20 protein-coding genes and 1 tRNA gene are annotated in these 21,371 nt (G+C 67.0%); 10 read left to right on the plus strand and 11 right to left on the minus strand.

Going from position 1 to position 21,371, the window contains the following annotated elements:
* Window positions 1-135 precede the first annotated feature (135 nt).
* The 4 genes from AC07PA_RS28920 to AC07PA_RS28935 form a co-directional block, all read right to left on the minus strand.
* A complete protein-coding gene (locus tag AC07PA_RS28920; RefSeq protein WP_494609662.1) occupies window positions 136-1,308 on the minus strand; it encodes a DSD1 family PLP-dependent enzyme in 1,173 nt (390 codons plus the stop codon).
* 28 nt (window positions 1,309-1,336) lie between these two features.
* Entirely contained in the window at window positions 1,337-2,308 is a 972-nt protein-coding gene (locus AC07PA_RS28925) for a threo-3-hydroxy-L-aspartate ammonia-lyase (protein WP_494609663.1), read from the minus strand.
* A 61-nt stretch (window positions 2,309-2,369) separates the two neighbouring features.
* Window positions 2,370-3,371: an ornithine cyclodeaminase family protein gene (locus tag AC07PA_RS28930; protein ID WP_494609664.1), complete on the minus strand. Its 1,002-nt coding sequence runs from the start codon at window positions 3,369-3,371 to the stop codon at window positions 2,370-2,372.
* 9 nt (window positions 3,372-3,380) lie between these two features.
* Window positions 3,381-4,052, minus strand: coding sequence for a helix-turn-helix transcriptional regulator (locus AC07PA_RS28935; RefSeq protein WP_494609665.1), 672 nt, complete (start codon window positions 4,050-4,052; stop codon window positions 3,381-3,383).
* A gap of 217 nt (window positions 4,053-4,269) precedes the next feature.
* Between AC07PA_RS28935 and AC07PA_RS28940 the strand changes: the two genes are divergently transcribed.
* Window positions 4,270-4,629, plus strand: coding sequence for an ankyrin repeat domain-containing protein (locus AC07PA_RS28940; RefSeq protein WP_494609666.1), 360 nt, complete (start codon window positions 4,270-4,272; stop codon window positions 4,627-4,629).
* A gap of 320 nt (window positions 4,630-4,949) precedes the next feature.
* Here AC07PA_RS28940 and AC07PA_RS28945 read toward each other — a convergent pair whose 3' ends face one another.
* The 6 genes from AC07PA_RS28945 to AC07PA_RS28970 form a co-directional block, all read right to left on the minus strand.
* Window positions 4,950-5,783 carry a M90 family metallopeptidase gene (locus tag AC07PA_RS28945; RefSeq protein WP_494609667.1) on the minus strand — a complete coding sequence of 278 codons (834 nt, stop codon included), beginning with the start codon at window positions 5,781-5,783 and terminating at the stop codon, window positions 4,950-4,952.
* 50 nt (window positions 5,784-5,833) lie between these two features.
* Entirely contained in the window at window positions 5,834-6,613 is a 780-nt protein-coding gene (locus tag AC07PA_RS28950) for a UDP-2,3-diacylglucosamine diphosphatase (RefSeq protein WP_494609668.1), read from the minus strand.
* Window positions 6,614-6,638: 25 nt separating this feature from the next.
* Window positions 6,639-7,145 carry a peptidylprolyl isomerase gene (locus tag AC07PA_RS28955; RefSeq protein ID WP_007854929.1) on the minus strand — a complete coding sequence of 169 codons (507 nt, stop codon included), beginning with the start codon at window positions 7,143-7,145 and terminating at the stop codon, window positions 6,639-6,641.
* Between the two features lie 33 nt (window positions 7,146-7,178).
* Complete coding sequence (locus tag AC07PA_RS28960) at window positions 7,179-7,760, minus strand: peptidylprolyl isomerase (RefSeq protein ID WP_007854930.1); 582 nt, start codon at window positions 7,758-7,760, stop codon at window positions 7,179-7,181.
* A complete protein-coding gene (locus tag AC07PA_RS28965; RefSeq protein ID WP_007854931.1) occupies window positions 7,757-9,037 on the minus strand; it encodes a L,D-transpeptidase family protein in 1,281 nt (426 codons plus the stop codon). Before AC07PA_RS28965 ends, AC07PA_RS28960 begins: the two co-directional genes overlap by 4 nt.
* 84 nt (window positions 9,038-9,121) lie before the next feature.
* The gene (locus AC07PA_RS28970) at window positions 9,122-10,204 is read right to left on the minus strand and encodes a L,D-transpeptidase Cds6 family protein (protein ID WP_494609669.1); all 1,083 of its coding nucleotides are present in this window, start codon (window positions 10,202-10,204) and stop codon (window positions 9,122-9,124) included.
* A 215-nt stretch (window positions 10,205-10,419) separates the two neighbouring features.
* Here AC07PA_RS28970 and cysS point away from each other — a divergent pair, with 215 nt between their 5' ends.
* The 7 genes from cysS to AC07PA_RS29005 all read left to right on the plus strand — a co-directional run bounded on the left by cysS (window position 10,420) and on the right by AC07PA_RS29005 (window position 18,496).
* Complete coding sequence (cysS, locus tag AC07PA_RS28975) at window positions 10,420-11,799, plus strand: cysteine--tRNA ligase (protein WP_007854934.1); 1,380 nt, start codon at window positions 10,420-10,422, stop codon at window positions 11,797-11,799.
* A 132-nt stretch (window positions 11,800-11,931) separates the two neighbouring features.
* Window positions 11,932-12,660: a DNA-3-methyladenine glycosylase family protein gene (locus AC07PA_RS28980; RefSeq protein WP_494609670.1), complete on the plus strand. Its 729-nt coding sequence runs from the start codon at window positions 11,932-11,934 to the stop codon at window positions 12,658-12,660.
* A 99-nt stretch (window positions 12,661-12,759) separates the two neighbouring features.
* Window positions 12,760-13,737 carry an acetyl-CoA carboxylase carboxyltransferase subunit alpha gene (locus AC07PA_RS28985; RefSeq protein ID WP_007862187.1) on the plus strand — a complete coding sequence of 326 codons (978 nt, stop codon included), beginning with the start codon at window positions 12,760-12,762 and terminating at the stop codon, window positions 13,735-13,737.
* A 166-nt stretch (window positions 13,738-13,903) separates the two neighbouring features.
* A complete protein-coding gene (locus AC07PA_RS28990) occupies window positions 13,904-15,757 on the plus strand; it encodes a methyl-accepting chemotaxis protein (protein ID WP_494609671.1) in 1,854 nt (617 codons plus the stop codon).
* Between the two features lie 96 nt (window positions 15,758-15,853).
* Window positions 15,854-16,822: a tRNA lysidine(34) synthetase TilS gene (tilS, locus tag AC07PA_RS28995; RefSeq protein WP_494609672.1), complete on the plus strand. Its 969-nt coding sequence runs from the start codon at window positions 15,854-15,856 to the stop codon at window positions 16,820-16,822.
* Between the two features lie 146 nt (window positions 16,823-16,968).
* The gene (locus AC07PA_RS29000; RefSeq protein WP_035206523.1) at window positions 16,969-18,237 is read left to right on the plus strand and encodes an aspartate kinase; all 1,269 of its coding nucleotides are present in this window, start codon (window positions 16,969-16,971) and stop codon (window positions 18,235-18,237) included.
* 166 nt (window positions 18,238-18,403) lie between these two features.
* Window positions 18,404-18,496 (plus strand) — tRNA-Ser (locus AC07PA_RS29005).
* A 148-nt stretch (window positions 18,497-18,644) separates the two neighbouring features.
* Here AC07PA_RS29005 and AC07PA_RS29010 read toward each other — a convergent pair.
* Entirely contained in the window at window positions 18,645-18,899 is a 255-nt protein-coding gene (locus AC07PA_RS29010) for a hypothetical protein (RefSeq protein WP_007862197.1), read from the minus strand.
* 221 nt (window positions 18,900-19,120) lie between these two features.
* Between AC07PA_RS29010 and AC07PA_RS29015 the strand changes: the two genes are divergently transcribed.
* The gene (locus AC07PA_RS29015; protein ID WP_494609673.1) at window positions 19,121-19,489 is read left to right on the plus strand and encodes a hypothetical protein; all 369 of its coding nucleotides are present in this window, start codon (window positions 19,121-19,123) and stop codon (window positions 19,487-19,489) included.
* Between the two features lie 246 nt (window positions 19,490-19,735).
* Entirely contained in the window at window positions 19,736-21,334 is a 1,599-nt protein-coding gene (locus AC07PA_RS29020) for a methyl-accepting chemotaxis protein (protein ID WP_494609675.1), read from the plus strand.
* The last annotated feature ends 37 nt before the right edge of the window (window positions 21,335-21,371 follow it).

A 21,371-nucleotide genomic window follows, 5' to 3' on the forward strand; every position in this document is an offset into this window, starting at 1 on the left:
CAGACTGGGGGTCGCCTTTTCTTGGCCCACCTTCTTTTGGCGACGCAAAAGAAGGTGGGTGCGCCGCCGGGCGCACACCCCGGCCTCCGCCCTCAACCAAGGCATACAGCAACCAGAGCCATCAAAAGGCCGATATCACCAACCCCCAAACCGCGCCCACTCCCCCACCACAACCCCACCCTCCACCGCCCGATACTCCCCATACTGCGCCCCCGTGGCACACGCATGGTTCGGCAAGATCCGCAGCTGCCTCCCCACCGGAAACCGCCGCGCAATATCTCCCACGTCCGGCGACCCGGATCCATCGACCAGCGACAGGATCCCGTGCTCCTGATTGGCGCCGCTCAGCACGTAGCCATCCAGCACCGTCCCATCCACATCGCACACCTGGCCATAGCCATAGTCGTGCGACTGCTTTTGCGTGCCCCGGTCGCGGCTCATGGCCATCCAACCAGCGTCGACGATCACCCAGCCCTTGTCCACCTGGTGGCCGATCACGGTGGTGAGCACGCTCAGCGCGATGTCGTCGGTGCTGCACACGCCCACGTTGTGCATCACCAGGTCGAAGAACACGTACACGCCGGCGCGCACCTCGGTCACGCCCGCAAGGTCTGCTGCCGACAGGGCCGTGGGCGTGGAGCCCACGCTCACCACGGCGCAGGGCAGGCCGGCTGCGCGCAGGCGCTCGGCCGCGCGCACGCAGCCGGCGCGCTCCTGCTCGGCCAGGGCGGTGAGGGCCTCGGGGGTGTTCAGGTCATAGCTGCCGCCCGCGTGCGTCAGGACGCCGGCCAGGCGCATGCCGCCTTCGTGCAGGGCGCGGCCCACGTCGATGAGCGCGGCCTCGTCGGGGCGGATGCCCGAGCGGTGGCCATCGGTGTCCACCTCGATCAGCACCTCGAACACCTCGCCGTTGGCGCGGCCGAACTCCACGATGGCCTGGGCGGCGGCGAGGTTGTCGGTGATGATCTTCAGGTCGCAGCCCTGGCGGCGCAGCGCCAGCACCTGGGGCAGCTTGTGCGGCACCGTGCCCACGGCGTACAGGATGTCGGTGACGCCGTGGGCGAAGAACTGCGCTGCCTCCTTGAGGGTGGACACGGTGATGCCCTGCGCGCCGGCGGCGATCTGCGCATCGGTCACGGCGGGGCACTTGGCCGTCTTGGCGTGCGGGCGAAAGCGTACGCCCAGCGCGTTCATGCGCTCCTGCATGCGCGCGATGTTGCGCCGCATGCGCGGCAGCTCGATCAACGCGGAGGGCGTGTCAACCTGGGACAGAGGGATCGGCAGATGGACGGTGGGTGCTTCCTGCATGGCGAAAGGTCCTCGTTGTCTTGGTGGATCAGCTGGCCAGGAGGCTGCAGAAACGTTCCATGTCCACGTTGCCGCCGCTGATCAGCACGCCAACCTTCTTGCCCCGGAGTTCTGCAGCGCGTGCGCGCGCTGCCGCAAAGCCCAGGCAGCCCGTGGGCTCCACCACCAGCTTCATGCGGGTGGCGAAGAAGCGCATGGCGTCCACCAACTGGGCATCGCTCACGGTGAGGATGTCGTCCACATCGCGGCGGATGATGGGGAAGGTGATGTTGCCCAGGTGCTGCGTCTGCGCGCCGTCGGCGATGGTCTTGGGGGTGTCGATGTGCACGATGGAGCCGGTGCGGAAGGACTGCTGCCCGTCGTTGCCGGCCTCGGGCTCCACGCCGTAGAGCTTGCAGCGGGGCGACAGCGCGCGCGTGGACAGGGCCGAGCCCGAGAGCAGGCCGCCGCCACCCAGGCAGACGAAGAAGGCGTCGAGCTCGCCCACCTCTTCGAACAGCTCCTTGGCGGCCGTGCCCTGGCCGGCCAGCACGTCGGCATGGTCATACGGCGGGATCAGGGTCAGGCCGTTGCGCTCGGCCAGGTCGCGCGTGATCTGCTCGCGGTCCTGCGTGTAGCGGTCGTAGAACACCACGTTGGCGCCATAGCCCTGCGTGGCCGCCACCTTGGCGGCGGGTGCGTCCTGCGGCATGACGATGGTGGCGGGCATGCCCAGCTCGCGCGCGGCCAGGGCAATGCCTTGCGCATGGTTGCCCGAGGAGAACGCGATCACCCCGGCCTTGCGCTGCGCGGCGTCGAATTGGGCGAGCGCGTTGTAGGCGCCGCGGAACTTGAACGCGCCCATGCGCTGCAGGTTCTCGCACTTGAAGAACACCTGGGCACCCAGCTCCGCATCCACGGTGCGCGAGGTGAGCACGGGCGTGCGGTGCGCAATGCCTGCGATGCGGCCGGCAGCGGCCACGACGTCGTCATAGGTAGGAAGTTGGAGGGCAGTGGTCATGGCAAGGGTGGATGGTGGTGGTGGATGGGTGGAGGAGAGACAGAGGGAAAAGGGGGAGGGGTCACCAGGGCCAGGCCAGGGCGGTGCCCAGGCCCTGCCCCAGCGCCTGGGTGTGCAGCATGCGGGCGACGGTAAGGTCCTGCAGTGCCAGGCCGGTCATGTCGAAGACGGTGATGTCCTGCGCGTTGCGCTGCGGCGGCGCCTGGCCTGTGAGCAGGTCGCCCAGCTCGGTACAGGGCAGGTCGGGCGCGGCCCACTGGACTTCGCCAATGCTGCGGGCCTGTGTGGCGTCGTCCACGAACACGCGGGCACGTTGTTCCAGCAGGCCGGGCGGCAGTTCGCGCTTGCCCTTGGTGTCGGTGCCCACGGCGTTGACATGGGTGCCGGGCTGCACGGCCGCGGCATCGAACAGCGCACCGCCGCCCGGCGTGGCGGTGATGACCACATCGCTGGCGGCCACGGCGGCGTTGGCGTCGGTGGCGTGGACGATGTCGCAGCGGCCCTGGAACTGCGCCTCGATATCGGGCCGCGGCTGGCCGTCGTGCGTGAGGTAGCACACCTGGGTGAGCGCGGGCAGCACCCGCAGCGCAAAGCGCAGCTGCACGCGTGCCTGCACGCCGGTGCCAAAGAGGCACAGGCGCGTGCTGTCGGTCCGCGCCAGGTGCTGCAGGCCCAGCGCGCCGGCGGCACCCGTGCGTTCGGTGGTGATGGCATTGCCGTCCAGCACGCACAGCGGGCGGCCCGTGGCCGGGTCGATCAGCAGCACCGTGGCCTGGTGCGGCTCGCCGCCCCGTGCCCGGTTGGCGGGCCAGAAGCCCGCGGCCTTGAAGCCCAGCAGCCCTTGCGCAGACACGTCGCCCGACTTGATACCGAACACGCCGCCCGTGGGCAATGCCTCGCGCACCACGGGGAAGACGCGGCCCGCGCGCTGGCTGTGCAGGGTGAAGGCCTCGCGCACGGCGGCCAGCACATCGTGCGGCTGTAGCAGGGCGCTGACCTGGTGGGTGTCGAGCAGGAGCAGGGAGGCCTGTGCGCGGGCGGTCGTGGCGTGGTCTGTGGTCATGCCTTCACCTCACTTGCCGGCCACGTCGCCGTACACCGTGGCGCGCGACACGCCCAGGTGCTGCGCCACCACCTCCATCGCGCGGCGCACCTGCAGGCTGCCCGACTCGCGCAGTTCGCGCAGCAGCGCGCGCCGTTCGGCCGCCTTGAGCGCGCGCGGTGCGGTGGACAGGCGCGCCGCGAACTGGTCGATGCGCTGGCGGATGGCGTCGGCCCCGGCCGGGTCCAGGGACTCGGCAAGCCCCGTGTCGCCATCGATGGCCGTGAACTGCCCCACCACGCTCTGCAGGCTGCGGAACAGCGTGAGGTCCACGTTCAGGCACAGCGCGGCGATGTACTCGCCCGAGGAATCCTTGATACCCACCGACGTGCTCTTGGCCTGCCGCCCATCGGCGAACTGGTTGGCGTAGTTGGCGATCACCTGCGGGTAGTCGGGGTCGGCAATGCGCGCCAGGCCCAGCTCGGTCGTCGGCTCACCGACCGAGCGGCCCGAGAGGTTGTTGTGGATCGCGAGGATGGACTGCCCCGGGTCCAGCAGGTCGTGCACCACCACTTCGCAGAATGGCGCAAAGGTGGCGGCGAGGCCCTGGGCCACCTGCTCGATCTGGGAGAGCAGGGCTTTTTGTTCGGGGGTGCGCGCGGGCTTTGTGGTAGCGCGGCGGGAGGAGGGGCGTGCAGTCATGTAGACAATTTATCCAAAATTGGATGAATTGTCAAAAATTGGATGGAGTGTTCAGGTGCGATTGAAGGCGAAGGTGGGCACAAAGGGCTCGTGTGTGGGAGGCCGGCAGACCTATGATGGCTTGGTATCGCAGGCACTTGGCCAGTCGAATGTGTGCTTGCGGCGGTAAAGCCTGTGACCAAGCCTGACGCTTTAATTTGTTGGATGAGATGAACCCATGGACAACCTTCAGGACCTGTTCAAGAGGTGCCAAGACACTGCAAGCTGGTTCGGGCTGAAGATCAACTCGATCAACGAGCGCAATGATTTTGGCGATACGCCACTGCATACGGTCTGCACTTGGGGCGATGTGCGCGCTGCCAGGATGCTGTTGGATGCTGGGGCTGACCCCAATGCGAAGGGAGACCAGGGTGCGACGCCATTGTTCAATGCGATCATTTCCGGGCGCGCAGAACTGGTCCAACTGCTTCTGGACAGTGGGGCATCCAAAGGCGAGAAGATTTTTGGAGACACTTCGCCTTTTGAGTATGCGAGAAATGTCCGCGCAAATGCCGCTGTTTTGCGGTTGCTGAAGTAACCGGAGCGGTTGCGAATGGCCGCCCGGGATTTGAGCAGACTGGGTTTGCTGCTTGATCAGCAACGGCTTGTTGCCATAGAGGCCCGAGCAGCGGCGGCAGTCGCAGGGCCTTGGTGTGCCATGCTGGAGGGGCGAGATCACAGCAGCGGATCCAGCTGCATCGCCACCGCGACGGGCGTTGTTGATTTCGATGGCGCATCGGATGCAGACATCGAATTCATGGCTGCCGCTCGAGACGATGTGCCCTATCTCCTCTCCGAACTGAGGCGTCTCGCCGGTCTTGTCGATGGAGGTACGGATGCTTGGTGTGAGCTGAGGGCTCAGATGGCATCTGCGGGGCGCTTGAAAAACGCATCCAGCACCGGCACCAGCCCTGGGAACTCCTGGCTGAAGCGCGTGCGGTTCACGAAGTAGGCCTCGCAGGCCACGGCGAAGAATTCGGAGGGCGAGGTGGCGCCGTACGCATCCAGCCAGGGCATCTCGGCGCCGAAGCGCTCGGCCTTGATGACGGCTTCGCGGAAGTCCGCGTAGGCGGGCTCCCAGGCGTTCCACCAGGCTTCATAAGCGCCGCGGCCGGTGCGCGTGCCCATGAAGCCGGCGGGCAGGGGCGGGCAGCCATTGGGTTCGCGGCCGCCGCGCATGTCGAGCTTGTGCACGAACTCGTGCACCACCACGTTGGTGCCGCGCTCGGTGTTCTCGCGGCCGTTGGAGGCGTGCTCCCAGCTGAGCATGATGGGGCCGCGGTCCATGGCTTCGCCCAGCAGCACCTGCTCGTGTTCGTGCACCACGCCGGCCTCGTCCACGGTCTGCCGCCTGGCCACGGCCTCGCCGGGGTGCAGCACGATGCCCACGAAATCGTCGTACCACGCAAGGGCCTTGGCCGGATCGCCCCAGTGCAGCAGTGGCAGGCAGGCCTGGGCGGCGATGTCGATGGCCATGGCGTCGGTCACTTCCAGGCCATGTGCACCATGAAAACGCTTGTCGTGCAGGAAGAGGGCGCTGAGCGCGCGCAGCTTGGACTGGTCGTGCAGCGACAGCGCGGCCAGGAAGGGGTAGCGCTGCAGTGTGGCGAGCCACAGCGTGGCCGAGATGTCGGGCACGGGGGCCACGGTGGTGCGCACGCGGCGCCAGAGCCGGTTGAGGAGAGGGGGCATGGTGTCAGAGCATGCCAACAAAAGCATGCCGCTGGAATTCAAGACACCTGTTAACTGGGGGTGAGTGCGATGCGTTCCAAGCCCGCCCGCGACAAACGCAGTGTTTCCAGCCGCGGGGGCAATGCGGCGGCGTCCCAGTCGCTGAGCACCACGCGCGTGAAGCCGGGCGCGAGGGCGTGCTCTGCGGGCCGGTGGGTGTGGCCATGCACCAGGTTGCCGGCCTGGGCAGCCTGCAGCCAGGCGAGGGTGGCGGGGCCGTCCAGATCGGCATAGACGGCGCCCGACTGTTTTTTGTTCTCGCTCTCCTGGCGGATGCCGCGCGCCTGGGCGCGCCGTGTGGCCAGGGACTGGGCCAGAAAGGCCTGCTGCCAGGCGCTGCTGCGCGCCTGCACGCGAAAGCGCTGGTAGTCCACGTCGTCCAGGCACAGGAGGTCGCCGTGGCTGAGCACGATGCGCTGGCCAGCGAAGACCAGCACCGTGGGATCGGCCAGGCCTGTCATGCCCGTGCGCTGCAGAAAGGCCGGGCCGGCCAGGAAGTCGCGGTTGCCGTGCATGAAGAACAGCGGCAGGCGCTGCGCGGCGGCGGACAGCGCGGCGCAGCCCTCGGCCTCGAAGCTGCCGGGCTCGTCGATGGCGTCGTCGCCCACCCAGACCTCGAACAGATCGCCCAGGATGAACAGGGCATCGGCCGGGGTGGCCTGCAGGTAGTGCCGGAACGCGGCGACGGTGGCGGGCTCGCTGGCCTGCAGGTGCAGGTCCGAAATGAAATCGACCGTGCGCCAGTGCGAGGGAGCGATGAGCTCCTCGAACCGGGGCACGGTCGTGGTCACGGGGTGACGCTGCCGGTGCTCTTGATTACAGAGCCACGGCCTTTTCGATGATCACGTCTTCCTTCGGCACGTCGTCGTGGAAGCCCTTGCGGCCCGTCTTCACGGCCTTGATCTTGTCCACCACGTCGGCGCCGCCGACCACCTTGCCGAACACGGCATAGCCCCAGCCCTGGGCCGAGGGAGCGGTGTGGTTCAAAAAGCCGTTGTCGGCCACGTTGATGAAGAACTGGGCGGTCGCGGAGTGCGGGTCGCTCGTGCGCGCCATGGCCACGGTGTAGTTGGCGTTTTTCAGGCCGTTGTTGGCTTCGTTCTGGATCGGGGCGTCGCTGGGCTTTTGCGCCATGCCGGGCTCGAAGCCGCCGCCTTGCACCATGAAGCCGGGGATCACGCGGTGGAAAATGGTGTTGTTGTAGTGGCCCTTGTTCACGTAGGCCAGGAAGTTCTCGGCCGACTTGGGGGCCTTTTCGGCGTCGAGTTCGAGGGTGATGACGCCGTAGCCGGCGATGTGCAGTTCGACTTGGGGGTTGCTCATGGCAATGCTTTCTTCAGGAAAGGGGTGGGATTATCACTTCACGACCGTGGCCGAGGTGATGACGATGGGTTCGTTGGGCACGTTGGCATGGCCGCCCTTGTTGCCGGTGGCCACGGCCTTGATCTTGTCGACCACCTCGGTGCCGCTCACCACCTTGCCGAACACGGCGTAGCCGTGGCCGTCGGGGCTGGGGGCGTTCAGGCTGTCGTTGTTCTTCACGTTGATGAAGAACTGCGCGGTGGCCGAGTCGGGGACGGAGGTGCGCGCCATCGCGACGGTGTAGGTGTCGTTCTTCAGGCCGTTCTTGGCCTCCAGCGGGATCGGCGGGCGCGTGGGCTTTTGCTGCATGTCGGGCGTGAAGCCGCCGCCCTGGATCATGAACCCGTTCATCACGCGGTGGAAGACGGTGCCGTCGTAGTGCTTGGCGTTCACGTAGGCCAGGAAGTTCTCCACCGACTTGGGCGCCTTGGCGGGGTCGAGCTGCAGCACGATGTCGCCCAGGGAGGTGGCGAGCTTGACCTTGGGCGCATCCTGCGCCTGGGCGGGGGCGATGCCGACGAGGGCTGTCAGTGCGATGCTGGCCAGCGACAGGGCCGCGTTTCTCTTGGAAATCATCCAATCACTCCTTCAAAGAATATTTGCCATTGCTGGCCCTTGCGCTTCCAGTACTGGCGCTTGACGGGGCCGGTGCGTGCGCCATCGGCGACTTCGCCGAACGTTACCACCATGGTGTCGGCCGCGTCTGTCCAGCGCAGGTAAGACTTGTCTTTCAGCTGTATTTCGCGGCCCTTGAGGGCGCGCGTTTCGGCCTGCAGCACGCTGGTCCACTCGGCCAGGGGCTTTTGGCGGTGGCTCTGGAAGTCGCTGGCATAAAAGCTGGTCAGCCGTGCCATGTCGCCCTGCGACTTGGCGGTGCGCCAGGCGTTGAGCACGGCCTCGAAGGCCTTGCGCTCGGCCTGCACGCTGTGCGTGGCCACCCACTGCAGCTGGCGGGCAATCACCACGGGGGTGGAGCGCGGCTCCACCTGGCGCAGGATGCGCTCCAGGTCGGGGTTGGCCAGCACCACGCAGCCATCGGTGGCCAGTGGCGCGCGCGCGAACTGGTCGGGCGGGGTGCCGTGCAGCCAGATGCCGCTGCCGGTCTTGCCGCGGCTCTGGTCCAGCGGGTTGGGGTAGTTGATGGGCAGGGCCCCGGCGCCGTAGAAGTCCTTGAGCGTGGCGGGGTCGAGCCGGCTGGTGATGAAGTACACCCCGAGCGGCGTGCGCTGGTCGCCCTCGACGAGCTTTTCGATGCCGAGCTTGCCGACGGAGGCGTAGTAGTCGGCCACCAGTTGCAGGCCCTTGTCCGTGTTCTCGAACAGGTACAGGCGCGAACGCGAGGCGTCGATGGCGATCGCGTGGCGCGAGCGTGACGACAGCTCCAGGAACTGGGCGGGTATGCGGTCGGCACCCGGGCGGTTCCTGTGCGCCTGCACGCGCTGCAGCGACTCGGTGCGCAGCTCGTCGAGCATGCCGCCGGCTTCGGGGGCGCGTGCGGCGTCGGCCTCGGGCACATCGCCGAGCTTGCGCACGGGGCGCACGCGGGCGTTGAGCAGGTCACCGAGGGCCAGTTGCGCCAGCTGGAAGTTGGGGTAGTCGCGTGCCAGGCTTTCGGCGCGGGCCAGGGCCTCGCGGCCGCGGCCTTCGCCGGTGAGTCGGTAGACCTCGAGCAGGCGGGTTTCGGCCTGGCCGTCGCGCAGCGCCTCGGGGCCCTTGGCGGGTTTGGCCGCGGCGCCGGTGCGCATGCGGGCCTGCGGGTTCTGGGCGAAGGCGGGCAGGGCCTGCACCGCGCAGGCCAAGGCAACAACAACGGCCGCCGTGCGGCGGCCCCAGAGGGACGGCTCCACCATCATGTCCGTGCTTCGCTCAGGGGCTGGTGGCGCAATGCCCGCCAGCCCACGCGGTGGTGGGCGCCGTCGCCATGTCGTGCACGTCCATCAGCCGCCGGTGGATTCCCGCACGATGGCCCAGCGGCCACCGTTCTGCACCAGGTCCAGCGTCTTGCGGCTGGTCACGTTGAGCGCGTCGGCACTGTAGGCCTGGCGAAAGCGTGCCGTGGCCTTGGTGCCGCTCACGCTCACGGTGATATCGGAGACCTGCACTGCGATCTTGGACTTGCCGACGATGCGCGACTCGCGCTCCTTCTCCCAGGCGGCGCGGGTCTGGCGGCCTGGTGGGTCGAAGTCCTTGTCGTAGGCGGCCAGGTAGGCCTTCATGTCCTTGGCGGCCCAGGCGGCGGCCCAGGCCTGCACGGCGGCGGTGACGTCCTGCGTGGAGGCGGCCGATGCCGCGGGTGCAGCCGCCGCAGGGGCAGGTGCCGGGGCGGCCGGGGCTGCGGCGGCGGCCGGAGCGGGTGCCGGTGTGGGGGCGGCTGCCGGGCTGGGGGCAGCAGCGGGTGCGGCTGCAGGTGCCGGCGCAGGGCGCTGCGTGGCGACCACGGCCGGTGCGGTTGCCGGGGCGGCAGCGGCAGGGCGGGTCTTGCCTGTGGGGTCTGCCGAGAACAGCTCGCGGATCAGCGCCAGCTTGGGTTTGACGGAGTTGGCGTTGGTCGCGTCCAGCTGCAGCGCCTTGTTGTAGGCCTGGCTGGCCAGCTTGGCATAGATGTCGCCCAGGTTCTCGTGCGCGGTGGCGTAGCTGGGGTTGGTGCGGATGGCCATTTCCAGCGCGGTGCGGGCCTTGTCCAGCTGGTTCTGGTTGGCGTAGAGCACGGCCAGGTTGTTGTACGGCTCGGGCAGCTCGGGGTACTCTTCGGTCAGCTTGGTGAAGGTGGCGATGGCTTCGGTGGGCTTGCCCGAGTCGGACTGGGCCACGCCGCGCAGAAAGCGCAGCTGCGGGTCGCGCGGGCTGGTGGCCAGGCGCTGGTCGGCCTTGGCCAGGGCCTCGCCGGCCTTGCCGGCCTTGAGCAATTGCGTGATGTCGGCGTAGTCGTCGGCCGCGTGCGCCAGGGTGGTGCCCACCAATGCCGTCAGGGCCAGCAGGCGCAGGAGTCGGGGGAGTGTGCGGCGGACTGGTTGCTTCATGAGGATATGCAAGGTGATGGGCAGCGTTGAACCCTGGCGGGGCTTATACTGCGGCGGATTGTAGCTGAGGGGGTGGTCATGACGGTGCGCTGTTGCCGCTGGTGATTTCGATGGGCGTTCGCTGACGAACGCGCCCCCCGAGGGGCCTGTTCCCGCTGCTGCCGGGTGAACGGGCTTCATCCACACCCCTGCCGATTTCCCCTGACTGACATCCCATGAGTTTGCGCATCTACAACACGCTTTCGCGTGAGTTGGAGAACTTTTCCCCGCTCGAACCTGGCCATGTGCGCATGTACGTGTGCGGCATGACCATTTATGACCTGTGCCATATCGGCCACGCCCGCATGATGATGGCGTTCGATGTGGTGCAGCGCTGGCTCAAGGCCAGTGGCCTGCGCGTGACCTACGTGCGCAACATCACCGACATCGACGACAAGATCATCAAGCGTGCGCTGGAGCGTGGCATCACCATCCGCGCCCTCACGGACGAGATGGTCGCCGCCATGCACACCGACATCGCGGCCCTGGGCATCGAGCCGCCCTCCATCGAGCCGCGCGCCACCGAATACGTGCCGCAGATGCTCGCGCTGATCAGCACCCTGGAAGGCAAGGGCCTGGCCTACCGCGCCAGCAATGGCGACGTGAACTACTCCGTGCGCAAGTTCGACGGCTACGGCAAGCTCTCGGGCAAGTCGGTCGACGAGCTGCGCGCCGGCGAGCGCGTGGCCGTGCTCGATGGCAAGGAAGATCCGCTCGATTTCGTATTGTGGAAGTCGTCCAAGCCCGAGGAGCCGCCCGAGGCCAAGTGGGACAGCGAATTCGGCTCGGGCCGCCCCGGCTGGCACATCGAGTGCTCGGCCATGTGCGGCGCCACGCTGGGCGAGACCTTCGACATCCACGGCGGCGGCATGGACCTGCAGTTCCCGCACCACGAGAACGAGATCGCCCAGAGCGAAGGCGCCAACGGCAAGCCCCTGGCGAAGTTCTGGGTGCACAACGGCTTTGTGCGCGTGGACAACGAGAAGATGAGCAAGTCGCTCGGCAACTTCTTCACCATCCGCGAGGTGCTGGCCAAGTACGACGCCGAGACGGTGCGCTTCTTCATCGTGCGTGCCCACTACCGCAGCGCCCTGAACTACAGCGATGCCCACCTGGACGACGCGCGCAATGCCCTCAAGCGCCTGTACACCGCGCTCAGCCTGGTGGCCCCGGCCCCCGTGGCCGCCATCGACTGGGCCGACCCCTATGCCGCGCGCTTCAAGGCTGCGATGGACGAGGACTTCGGTGCGCCCGAGGCCATGGCCGTGCTGTTCGAGCTGGCGGGCGAGGTGAACAAGACCCGCTCCGCTGAACTGGCCGGGCTGCTCAAGGCCCTGGGCGGCTGCCTGGGCGTGCTGCAGGGCGACCCGCAGGCCTTCCTGCAGGCCGGTGCCGGGCTGGACGAAGCCGCCATCGCCGAGCAGATCGCCGCGCGCGCTGCCGCCAAGGCTGCCAAGGATTTTGCCGAGGCGGACCGCATCCGCCAGGCGCTGCTGGCCCAGGGCATCGTGCTCAAGGATTCGGCCGCCGGCACCACCTGGGAAGCCGCCCAGTAAGCGACCGACAGATAGACCGTCAGTTAGTCAGACAGATAGATAGAACAACCAAGAACCGCATGCCCCCGATCGAAGAACGAATGAACGAACACGACAAGAAGAACAACCAACATGGCTGCGGTACGCAAAAAAATGGCTAAAGAAGAACTGCTGGCCCCTGAAGTCGCTGCCGCCGCTGCGGCCGTCGTATCTGCCGCAGCGTCGTCGTCTGCTGCGGCACCTGCCAAGTCCGTGGTCGTCTCCACGCCCACCTACTGGGCCGAAGCCTGCAAGCACCTGATGAAGAAGGACCGGGTGATGAAGCGCCTGATCCCGCAGTTCGGCGATGCCGCGCTGCAGACCCAGGGCGATGCCTTCACCACCCTGGCGCGTTCCATCGTGGGCCAACAGATCTCGGTGAAGGCCGCCCAGACCGTGTGGGAACGCTTTGCCAAGCTGCCGCGCAGCATGAAGCCGGCCAACGTGCTCAAGCTCAAGGTGGACGACATGCGCGCGGCCGGCCTGTCGGCCCGCAAGGTCGACTACCTGGTGGACCTGGCCCTGCACTTCGACGGCGGCAAGCTGCACGTGAAGGACTGGGCCTCGATGGACGACGAAGCCATCATCGCCGAGCTGGTGGCCATCCGCGGCATCGGCCGCTGGACGGCCGAGATGTTCCTGATCTTCTACCTGATGCGCCCGAATGTGCTGCCCCTGGACGACGTGGGCTTGATCAGCGGCATCAGCCACAACTACTTCTCGGGCGAAACGGTGAGCCGCAGCGAAGCCCGCGAAGTCGCCGAGGCCTGGAAGCCATGGGCCAGTGTGGCGACTTGGTATATTTGGCGGTCCATGGACCCCCAGCCAGTCGTCTCTTACTGAGCATTGGACAAGCGTCATACCAAACTCGTAACGCGTCGGTTACAGTGCGTGCCTCATTCATGGCACGCCGCCTTCCGGCGCGACCCAAGGAGAACAACGTTGGCGAAAAAGACCTTTCTGGATTTCGAGCAGCCGATTGCCGAACTCGAGACCAAAATTGAAGAACTGCGCTACGTGCAGACCGAGAGCGCTGTCGACATCTCGGAAGAGATCGACCAGCTGAGCAAGAAGAGCCAGCAGCTCACCAAGGACATCTACGCCGAGCTGTCGCCCTGGCAGATCACCAAGATCGCCCGCCACCCCGAGCGCCCCTACACGCTCGACTATGTGCGCGACATCTTCACCGATTTCGTCGAGCTGCACGGTGACCGCCACTATGCGGACGACCTGTCCATCGTGGGCGGGCTGGCGCGCTTCAACGGCCATGCCTGCATGGTGCTGGGCCACCAGAAGGGGCGCGACACCAAGGAGCGCGCGATGCGCAACTTCGGCATGAGCAAGCCCGAGGGCTACCGCAAGGCGCTGCGCCTGATGAAGACGGCCGAGAAGTTCAAGTTGCCCGTGTTCACCTTCGTGGACACGCCCGGCGCCTACCCCGGCATCGATGCCGAGGAGCGCGGCCAGTCCGAGGCCATCGGCCGCAACATCTTCGAGATGGCGCAACTCGAAGTGCCCATCATCACCACCATCATCGGCGAAGGCGGCTCCGGCGGCGCGCTGGCGATCAGCGTGGCCGACCAGGTGGTGATGCTGCAGTACGCCATCTACTCCGTGATCAGCCCCGAGGGCTGCGCCTCCATCCTCTGGAAGACCAGCGAGAAGGCCCAGGAAGCGGCCGACGCCCTGGGCATCACCGCCCACCGCCTCAAGGCGCTGGGCCTGGTGGACAAGATCGTCAACGAGCCCGTGGGCGGTGGCCACCGTGACCACAAGCAGATGGCTGCGTTCTTGAAGCGTGCCCTGGGCGATGCCTTCCGCCAGGTGGCAGACCTCAAGACCAAGGATCTGCTGGAGCGCCGCTACGAGCGCCTGCAGAGCTACGGCCGTTACAGCGATACCAAGGCGGATGTGCGCTGAGCACCCGACTGCCGACGCTTCCACTCCAACGGCCCCTCGCGGGCCGTTGTTGTTTTTACGCCCCGCGCAACCCGGGCGTGCCAGTCCTCTGGCGCCCCAGCCGTAACCGGATGTAGCATGGTGGGTCGCCGCCCGTTGGGTAGCGGGTAGATCCGAAGGGGGCAGCATGTCGTTCCTGAAGACTCTCAAGGGCCAGATCCTGCTGGTCTCCGTGGCCTGCCTGGTGGCGGGCCTGCTGGCCCTCACGGTGGCCAACTACCTCACGGCCCGATCCCAGGCCTATGCCTCGCTCACCGCGCAGTCGCAGGCCCTGGCCCACAGCCACATCGAAACCCTGCGCGACTGGGCCCGCGGCAAGGCCACGGTGGTCGAGTCGGCCGCTGCCGCGCTCGACGATGCCGACGCCGCCAAGCCGCTGCTCATGCTGGCCAGGGCGGGCAACTTCCTGACCACCTACTTCGGCTATGCCGACAAGCGCACGGTGTTCTCGGAAAAGCAGAACCTGCCGCCCGACTACGACCCCACCTCGCGCCCCTGGTACAAGCAGGCCGCCGATGCGCAGGCCACCATCCTCACCGCGCCGTATGCCGATGCGGGCGGGGCCGGCCTGGTGGTCACCTTTGCCAAGGCCGCACGCGAGGGGGCGGGCGTGAAGGCCGTGATGGCGGGCGACGTGTCGCTGTCGGCCGTGGTGGCCAACGTGGCATCGATCAAGCCCACGCCGGCGAGCTATGCCTTCCTGGTGGGCAGCGACGGCAACATCATCGCCCACCCCGAGGTGAAGCTGGCGCTCAAGCCCGCGACCGACCTGGCCCCGTCGCTCACGGCCACGGCGCTGGCCGACATGGCCAAGCGCGCCGACCTCAATGCCGTGGACCTGCAGGGCCGGGCCATGCTGCTCACCGTGGCGCCCGTGACCGGCACGCCCTGGCTGCTGGCGATTGCGCTGGACCGGGGCGAGGGGCTGGCCGCCATCCGCACCATGCTGCAGGTGTCGCTGGGGGCGGGCATCGTGGTGCTGCTGGTGGCCCTGGTGGTGCTGGCGGGCATCCTCTCGCGGCGGTTGCGCCAGCTGACCCTGGTGCGCGACGCCATGCACGAGATCGGCGCAGGCGATGGCGACCTGTCGCGCCGCATCGACGCCCAGGGCGAGGACGAGCTGGCGCAGATCGCCGCCAGCTTCAACAGCTTTGCAGGCAAGCTCTCGGGCGTGCTGGCTCAGATCCGTGATGCCAGCAACTCGGTGCGCGTGGCTGCCGAAGAGATCGCCACCGGCAACCACGACCTGAGCGGGCGCACCGAGCTCACCGCATCGAGCCTGGAGGAAACCTCTGCCTCCATGCAGCAACTGACCGAAACCGTGCGCCACAACGCCGATGCCGCGCGCCAGGCCAACCAGCTCGTGGCCCAGGCCTCCAGCGTGGCGCGGCACGGCGGCTCGGTGGTGGGCAATGTGGTGAGCACCATGGACGAGATCAACGCCGCGTCGCGCAAGATCAGCGACATCATCGGCACCATCGACGGCATTGCCTTCCAGACCAACATCCTGGCGCTGAATGCGGCGGTGGAAGCGGCGCGTGCTGGCGAGCAGGGCCGGGGCTTTGCCGTGGTGGCCAGCGAGGTGCGCAGCCTGGCGCAGCGCAGCGCCGAGGCGGCCAAGGAGATCAAGCAGCTGATCAGCGCCTCGGTGGCGCAGGTGGAGAACGGCTCGCGGCTGGTGCACGATGCCGGCGCCACGATGACCGACATCGTCAACTCGGTGCAGCGCGTGACCGACATCATGGCCGAGATCACCGCCTCCACCAACGAGCAGAGCACCAGCATCAACGAGGTGGGCCAGGCTGTCTCGCACCTGGACCAGATGACGCAGCAGAACGCGGCCCTGGTGGAGGAGAGCGCGGCGGCGGCGCAAAGCCTCAAGGACCAGTCGGTGCGGCTGTCAGAGGTGGTGGGCACCTTCCGGCTGTCGGCCGATGGCGGCGCGCATGCGGCACCGCGGCTGGCCGGGCCCGGCGGCTGAGCGGGGGCCGCGATAATCGGCAGCCATGCGCTGCCAGCCTGCCCCCTCCGTACACCGTGCCCCGCCTTGCGCAGGCCGGGCACCCGGGGCCTGGGCATGACCCAATCGTTCGAGGCCGCCATCACCGCCTTTGCGCCTGCGCTGCCCCTGGCCGTGGGCCTGAGCGGCGGGGCCGATTCCACCGCCCTGCTGCTGGCCTGCGCGCGGCGCTGGCCGGGGCAGGTGCGCGCGATCCACGTGCACCATGGGCTGCAGGCAGCAGCCGATGGCTTTGAGCAGCACTGTGCAGCGCTGTGCACCCGCCTGCAGGTGCCGCTGGTCGTGCAGCGCATCGATGCCCGGCCAGAGCCGGGCCAGAGCCCGGAAGATGCCGCGCGGCAGGGCCGCTACGCGGCACTGGATGCTGCTGTACAAGCCCCCACCATGGCCGGTATCGCGGCCATCGCGCTGGCACAGCATGCCGACGACCAGGTGGAGACGCTGCTGCTGGCCCTGTCGCGCGGGGCCGGCGTGGCCGGGCTGGCCTCCATGCCCGCGCAATGGCAGCGTGCCGGCCTGCCCTGGCACCGCCCGCTGCTGCAAGTGCCCGGCCAGGCTGTGCGCGACTGGCTGCAGGTGCAGGGTGAGCGCTGGGTGGAAGACCCCACCAACGCGGACGAGCACTACACCCGCAACCGCATCCGCGCGCAGATCCTGCCCGTGCTCGAGGCCGCGTTCCCTGCGTTTCGCGATACCTTTGCCCGTTCGGCCGCCAACGCGGCGCAGGCCAGCGAATTGCTCGACGAAGTGGCCGTGGCCGACTTGGCCCAGGTGGGCGTGCCCCCACAACTGGCCGCGCTGCAGGGCCTGGGGCGTGCGCGCCAGGCCAATGTGCTGCGCCACTGGCTGCGCAGCGTGCACCGCACCACGCCCAGTGCTGCGCAACTGGCCGAGCTGCTGGACCAGGTGCGCGCTTGCACCACGCGCGGCCACCGCATCCGCATCAAGGTGGGGGCGGGCTTCGTGGTGCGCTCGGGCACCGGGCTCGATTGGTACAATCCCCAGGTTTTGGTCCCTGGGGACTGATCCGTGTCTTCTGGATGAAACCCGCCCGTGGTTTCAAAACAGGACAGGGACCAGGCCCTGCTTTCCCATCTGCACGAAAAACAGCGGCGCGCCAAAACAGTGTCCAACCGGCGCCGTGGCAAGTGTTTCGTCACCCCAGAAATCCAATGGCATTGATCGTTCACAAATACGGCGGCACGTCGATGGGCTCCCCAGAGCGCATCCGCAACGTCGCCAAGCGCGTGGCCAAGTGGGCCCGCGCAGGCCACCAACTGGTGGTCGTGCCCAGCGCCATGAGTGGCGAAACCAACCGCCTGCTCGCCCTGGCCAAGGAACTCGCACCCCCGCGCGCCACCGAGGCGTACAACCGCGAGCTGGACATGCTGGCATCTACCGGCGAGCAGGCCTCCTCGGCCCTGCTGGCGATTGCGCTGCAGACCGAAGGCATGGGCTCCGTGAGCTACGCCGGCTGGCAGGTGCCGATCCGCACCGACAGCAGCTACACCAAGGCGCGCATCGAGTCCATCGACGACCAGCGCGTGCGCGCCGACCTGGCCAACGGCAAGGTGGTGATCGTCACGGGTTTCCAGGGCATCGACGACGAAGGCAACATCACCACGCTCGGCCGTGGGGGATCGGACACCTCCGCCGTGGCCGTGGCCGCCGCGATGAAGGCCGATGAGTGCCTGATCTACACCGACGTGGATGGCGTGTACACCACCGACCCCCGCGTCGTGCCCGAAGCGCGCCGCCTGCACACCGTCAGCTTCGAGGAAATGCTCGAAATGGCCAGCCTGGGCAGCAAGGTCCTGCAGATCCGCTCCGTGGAGTTCGCAGGCAAGTACAAGGTGCCCATGCGCGTGCTGTCGAGCTTCACGCCCTGGGACATCGACATCAACGAAGAAGCCAAGTCCGGCACGCTGATCACTTTTGAGGAAGACGAAAAAATGGAACAAGCCGTTGTATCCGGCATCGCATTCAACCGCGACGAGGCCAAGATCTCCGTGCTGGGCGTGCCCGACAAGCCAGGCATCGCCTACCAGATCCTGGGCGCCGTGGCCGATGCCAACATCGAAGTCGACGTGATCATCCAGAACCTGAGCAAGGACGGCAAGACCGACTTCAGCTTCACCGTGAACCGCGGCGACTACGCCCGCACGGTCGAGCTGCTCAAGGAAAAGGTCGTGCCCGAGCTGGGCGCACAGGAAGTCGTGGGCGACGCCAAGATCTGCAAGGTCTCCATCGTCGGCATCGGCATGCGCAGCCATGTGGGCGTGGCCAGCAAGATGTTCCGCGTGCTGAGCGAAGAGGGCATCAACATCCAGATGATCTCCACCTCGGAAATCAAGACCTCGGTCGTGATCGACGAAAAGTACGTCGAGCTGGCCGTGCGCGCGCTGCACAAGGCCTTCGAGCTGGACCAGCCGGTCGCCTGATCGACCGATCATACGGATTGGCATTCGATCGTATAACCAGGCGGGAGCCGCAGGCGGTGCTGTAGCACGGCAAGGCGAACCAACGACGTTAGACGGTTGAAGGCAAATCCGTATCAGCCCCCAACTCGGCTGAAGTGCCCCAAAAATGGGGCATAATAGCTGGATTGGAAACGTGACCGAGTGGCCGAAGGTGCTCCCCTGCTAAGGGAGTATGGGGTGTAGAGCCTCATCGAGGGTTCGAATCCCTCCGTTTCCGCCAAAAAACAGAAACCCCATGCAGTTGATCTGCTTGGGGTTTTTTGTTGTCTGGCCTGGATGGGGTGTTGGTGTTTCTGTGGCGCGTTGACAGCAGTCAAGGCGCATCCTGTCTGGCAGATTCCCTGCCTGGCGCCCAGGAAACCGGGAATCTACCGGAGCAGCATGAACCAGAGCAGCGGCCCCAGGATGAGGGCGCAGGAGCCGCTGAGAACGGCTTCGGCTTTCGGGGTGAAGCGCCCCGAGGTTTGGGCGACCTGCTGAACCAGCCAGCCTACACCGCTGCTCAATGCAAGCAGGTAGGCCAGGTTCAGCACGCCGACCAAGGCCACGGAAGCCCGTGGCATGTCCATCGCCGCAAAGGCAATGGCTGGAACGAAACAGATGGCCACCACGATCCAACGCATGGTTTCCCCCTTTTTGAACGCGCTTCATTGTCGCTACCGCTGGGGCGTCTGACCATCACCGATTCGGGGGATGGGGCGCACCGGCGGGACCGACAGGCCTGTGCCCCGGCCTGCCGACAAATGGGTACATTTCCCAGGGGCCCGAATCCTGCCAACCAGGAAATCCCGCCGGCGGTGCCGATACCAACAAGGACAAAGAGGGAATGTTGAAAAGCAAGTTCATGCGCTGGATCTGCCTGTTGCCAGCCGCCTTCGCGGCCGCGTTCGTGGCGCAGCGCCTGACAAAGTTCATCAGTGCCTGGCAGATGGGCCACGGCATGCTCGGCACGCTGCTCATCGAGCTGGGGTCGGGCGCGATGCTGGGCGCGGTGTTCGTGCTGGCCGGGGTGGCGATGGCGCCTTCGCACCGCCGGCAGGTGGCGATGGCGCTGTTCACCATCGTGGCCATCGTCTTCGGGATCACCGTTTTCACCGCCCTCCTGTTCGAGGGGGAGCTGTGGGTGTATGCGAACGGGACGGCCATGCTCGTGGGGGCGCTGGTGGTGGCGTATCCGCGGATTGCGGCCTCCGGCGCTGCGCGCAGGGCGTGAACCACGCGGGTATTTTGTGCCAGGTTGGCAAGAAAATGCTTGCCAGTCGGCTGCAGGAGGCGCAAGGTATCGGTGTTGAAGGATCTCCCCCAAGTCTGCGCGGGGCCAAAAATCCATAAAAAATGATTGGTGCAGACGGCCAGTGAATGTTGGCTGGCAAGGAAGGGTTTGGGGCAAATCACGCTGCAGACCGGCGGTGGCCGGCGGATTGCGCGCATGCGCGCCCAACACAGGGAGAACCTCGCGATGAATTTCCTGCAAAGCCTGACCATCAAGACGCGCCTGGCCATCGGCTACGCCGTCCTCGCATTCGCCCTTGTCCTGGTGGCGATCATGGGCGTACGCGGGCAGTCGCTCACCCAGCAGAACCTGGAGGTCCAGGTCAACCACCTGGAGGTGATCAAGGGTCTGGGCAACAGCGTGCTCGATGCTGCCAATGCCAGGGCCGTGTCGGCGCGCAACCTGGTGATCGCCAGTTCCAAGCCCGATGAGGTTGCGGAGATCAAGCTGATCGGCACGGCCCATGAGGCCGTGGGCAAGGGGCTCAAGAACCTGGAGGAGGCCTTGAAGAAGGCGCCGCCCGAGGCGGCCGAGCCGCTGCAAAAGCTGCTGGCCCAGATCAAGGAAACCGAGGCGGCCTATGGCCCCATCGCCCTGGAGATCACCCGCCTGGCGAGTGTGGGCGAGAAGGACACGGCGATCAAGAAAATCAATGCCGAATGCCGGCCGCTGCTGACCCGGCTGGTGGGCAACCTCGACGCCTTCCTGGCAGAGACCGACAAGATCAGCCAGCAGGCCATCGAGCGCTCGATGCGCCAGTTCGAATCCCTGCGCATGCAGCTCATCGTGCTGAGCGTGGCCGTGGTCCTCTTTGCGGTGGTGCTCGGCTACCTCACCACGCGCTCCATCATCGGGCCACTGGGTGAGGCCGGCGCCGCGACCCAGGAGTTTGCCCAGGGCAACCTGGCGCGTCCGCTGGTGGCCCGGGGTAATGACGAGATCGCCTCGCTCGTCGCCGCCATGGAGGACATGCGCCAGAGCCTCTCGGGCCTGGTGGCCGGTGTGCGCGAGGGGTCGATGAGCGTGTCTACCGCCAGTTCGGAGATCGCCCAGGGCAACCAGAACCTGTCCACCCGCACCGAGCAGCAGGCCAGCGCCCTGCAGCAGACGGCCGCCTCGATGGAGGAGCTGGGCTCCACCGTCCGGCAGAACGCGGACAACGCCGTCAACGCCAACAAGCTGGCGCATTCGGCCTCCACCATCGCGCAGCAGGGCGGCGAGGTGGTGGCGCAGGTGGTGGAGACCATGAAGGGCATCAATGATTCGAGCCGCAAGATCAACGACATCATCAGCGTGATCGACGGCATCGCCTTCCAGACCAACATCCTGGCGCTGAATGCCGCCGTGGAGGCCGCCCGCGCGGGCGACCAGGGGCGCGGTTTTGCGGTGGTGGCCGGCGAGGTGCGCACCCTGGCCCAGCGCAGCGCCCAGGCGGCCAAGGAGATCAAGCAGCTCATCACCGAGAGCGTGGGCCGCGTGGAGCATGGCACGGCCCTGGTGGACAAGGCCGGCACCACCATGGGCGAGGTGGTGGCCAGTATCGGCAGCGTGACCCGCCTCATGGGCGAGATCAGCGCCGCGAGCTCGGAGCAGAGTTCGGGCGTGTCGCAGGTCGGCGAGGCCGTCACGCTGATGGACCAGGCCACGCAGCAGAATGCGGCCCTGGTGGAAGAGATGGCGGCCGCCGCGTCCAGCCTGCGCACCCAGGCCGACGACCTGGTGAAGTCGGTCTCGGTGTTCAAGATCGACGGCGGCGGGCAGCAGCCGCAACTGCTGCTGCACTGACACCGGCGCGATGCCGGGGCCGTGCTGTTCAACCTGG

The organism is Acidovorax sp. GW821-FHT09B03 (assembly GCF_059418305.1).

What these genes read in the sequence shown, in the direction of transcription:
- AC07PA_RS28920 (WP_494609662.1), bottom strand. Translation starts at nt 1,308, where the DNA reads ATGCAGGAAGCACCCACCGTCCATCTGCCGATCCCTCTGTCCCAGGTT.
- AC07PA_RS28925 (WP_494609663.1), bottom strand. Translation starts at nt 2,308, where the DNA reads ATGACCACTGCCCTCCAACTTCCTACCTATGACGACGTCGTGGCCGCT.
- AC07PA_RS28930 (WP_494609664.1), bottom strand. Translation starts at nt 3,371, where the DNA reads ATGACCACAGACCACGCCACGACCGCCCGCGCACAGGCCTCCCTGCTC.
- AC07PA_RS28935 (WP_494609665.1), bottom strand. Translation starts at nt 4,052, where the DNA reads ATGACTGCACGCCCCTCCTCCCGCCGCGCTACCACAAAGCCCGCGCGC.
- AC07PA_RS28940 (WP_494609666.1), top strand. Translation starts at nt 4,270, where the DNA reads ATGGACAACCTTCAGGACCTGTTCAAGAGGTGCCAAGACACTGCAAGC.
- AC07PA_RS28945 (WP_494609667.1), bottom strand. Translation starts at nt 5,783, where the DNA reads ATGCCCCCTCTCCTCAACCGGCTCTGGCGCCGCGTGCGCACCACCGTG.
- AC07PA_RS28955 (WP_007854929.1), bottom strand. Translation starts at nt 7,145, where the DNA reads ATGAGCAACCCCCAAGTCGAACTGCACATCGCCGGCTACGGCGTCATC.
- AC07PA_RS28960 (WP_007854930.1), bottom strand. Translation starts at nt 7,760, where the DNA reads ATGATTTCCAAGAGAAACGCGGCCCTGTCGCTGGCCAGCATCGCACTG.
- AC07PA_RS28965 (WP_007854931.1), bottom strand. Translation starts at nt 9,037, where the DNA reads ATGATGGTGGAGCCGTCCCTCTGGGGCCGCCGCACGGCGGCCGTTGTT.
- AC07PA_RS28970 (WP_494609669.1), bottom strand. Translation starts at nt 10,204, where the DNA reads ATGAAGCAACCAGTCCGCCGCACACTCCCCCGACTCCTGCGCCTGCTG.
- cysS (WP_007854934.1), top strand. Translation starts at nt 10,420, where the DNA reads ATGAGTTTGCGCATCTACAACACGCTTTCGCGTGAGTTGGAGAACTTT.
- AC07PA_RS28980 (WP_494609670.1), top strand. Translation starts at nt 11,932, where the DNA reads ATGGCTAAAGAAGAACTGCTGGCCCCTGAAGTCGCTGCCGCCGCTGCG.
- AC07PA_RS28990 (WP_494609671.1), top strand. Translation starts at nt 13,904, where the DNA reads ATGTCGTTCCTGAAGACTCTCAAGGGCCAGATCCTGCTGGTCTCCGTG.
- tilS (WP_494609672.1), top strand. Translation starts at nt 15,854, where the DNA reads ATGACCCAATCGTTCGAGGCCGCCATCACCGCCTTTGCGCCTGCGCTG.
- AC07PA_RS29000 (WP_035206523.1), top strand. Translation starts at nt 16,969, where the DNA reads ATGGCATTGATCGTTCACAAATACGGCGGCACGTCGATGGGCTCCCCA.
- AC07PA_RS29010 (WP_007862197.1), bottom strand. Translation starts at nt 18,899, where the DNA reads ATGCGTTGGATCGTGGTGGCCATCTGTTTCGTTCCAGCCATTGCCTTT.
- AC07PA_RS29015 (WP_494609673.1), top strand. Translation starts at nt 19,121, where the DNA reads ATGCGCTGGATCTGCCTGTTGCCAGCCGCCTTCGCGGCCGCGTTCGTG.
- AC07PA_RS29020 (WP_494609675.1), top strand. Translation starts at nt 19,736, where the DNA reads ATGAATTTCCTGCAAAGCCTGACCATCAAGACGCGCCTGGCCATCGGC.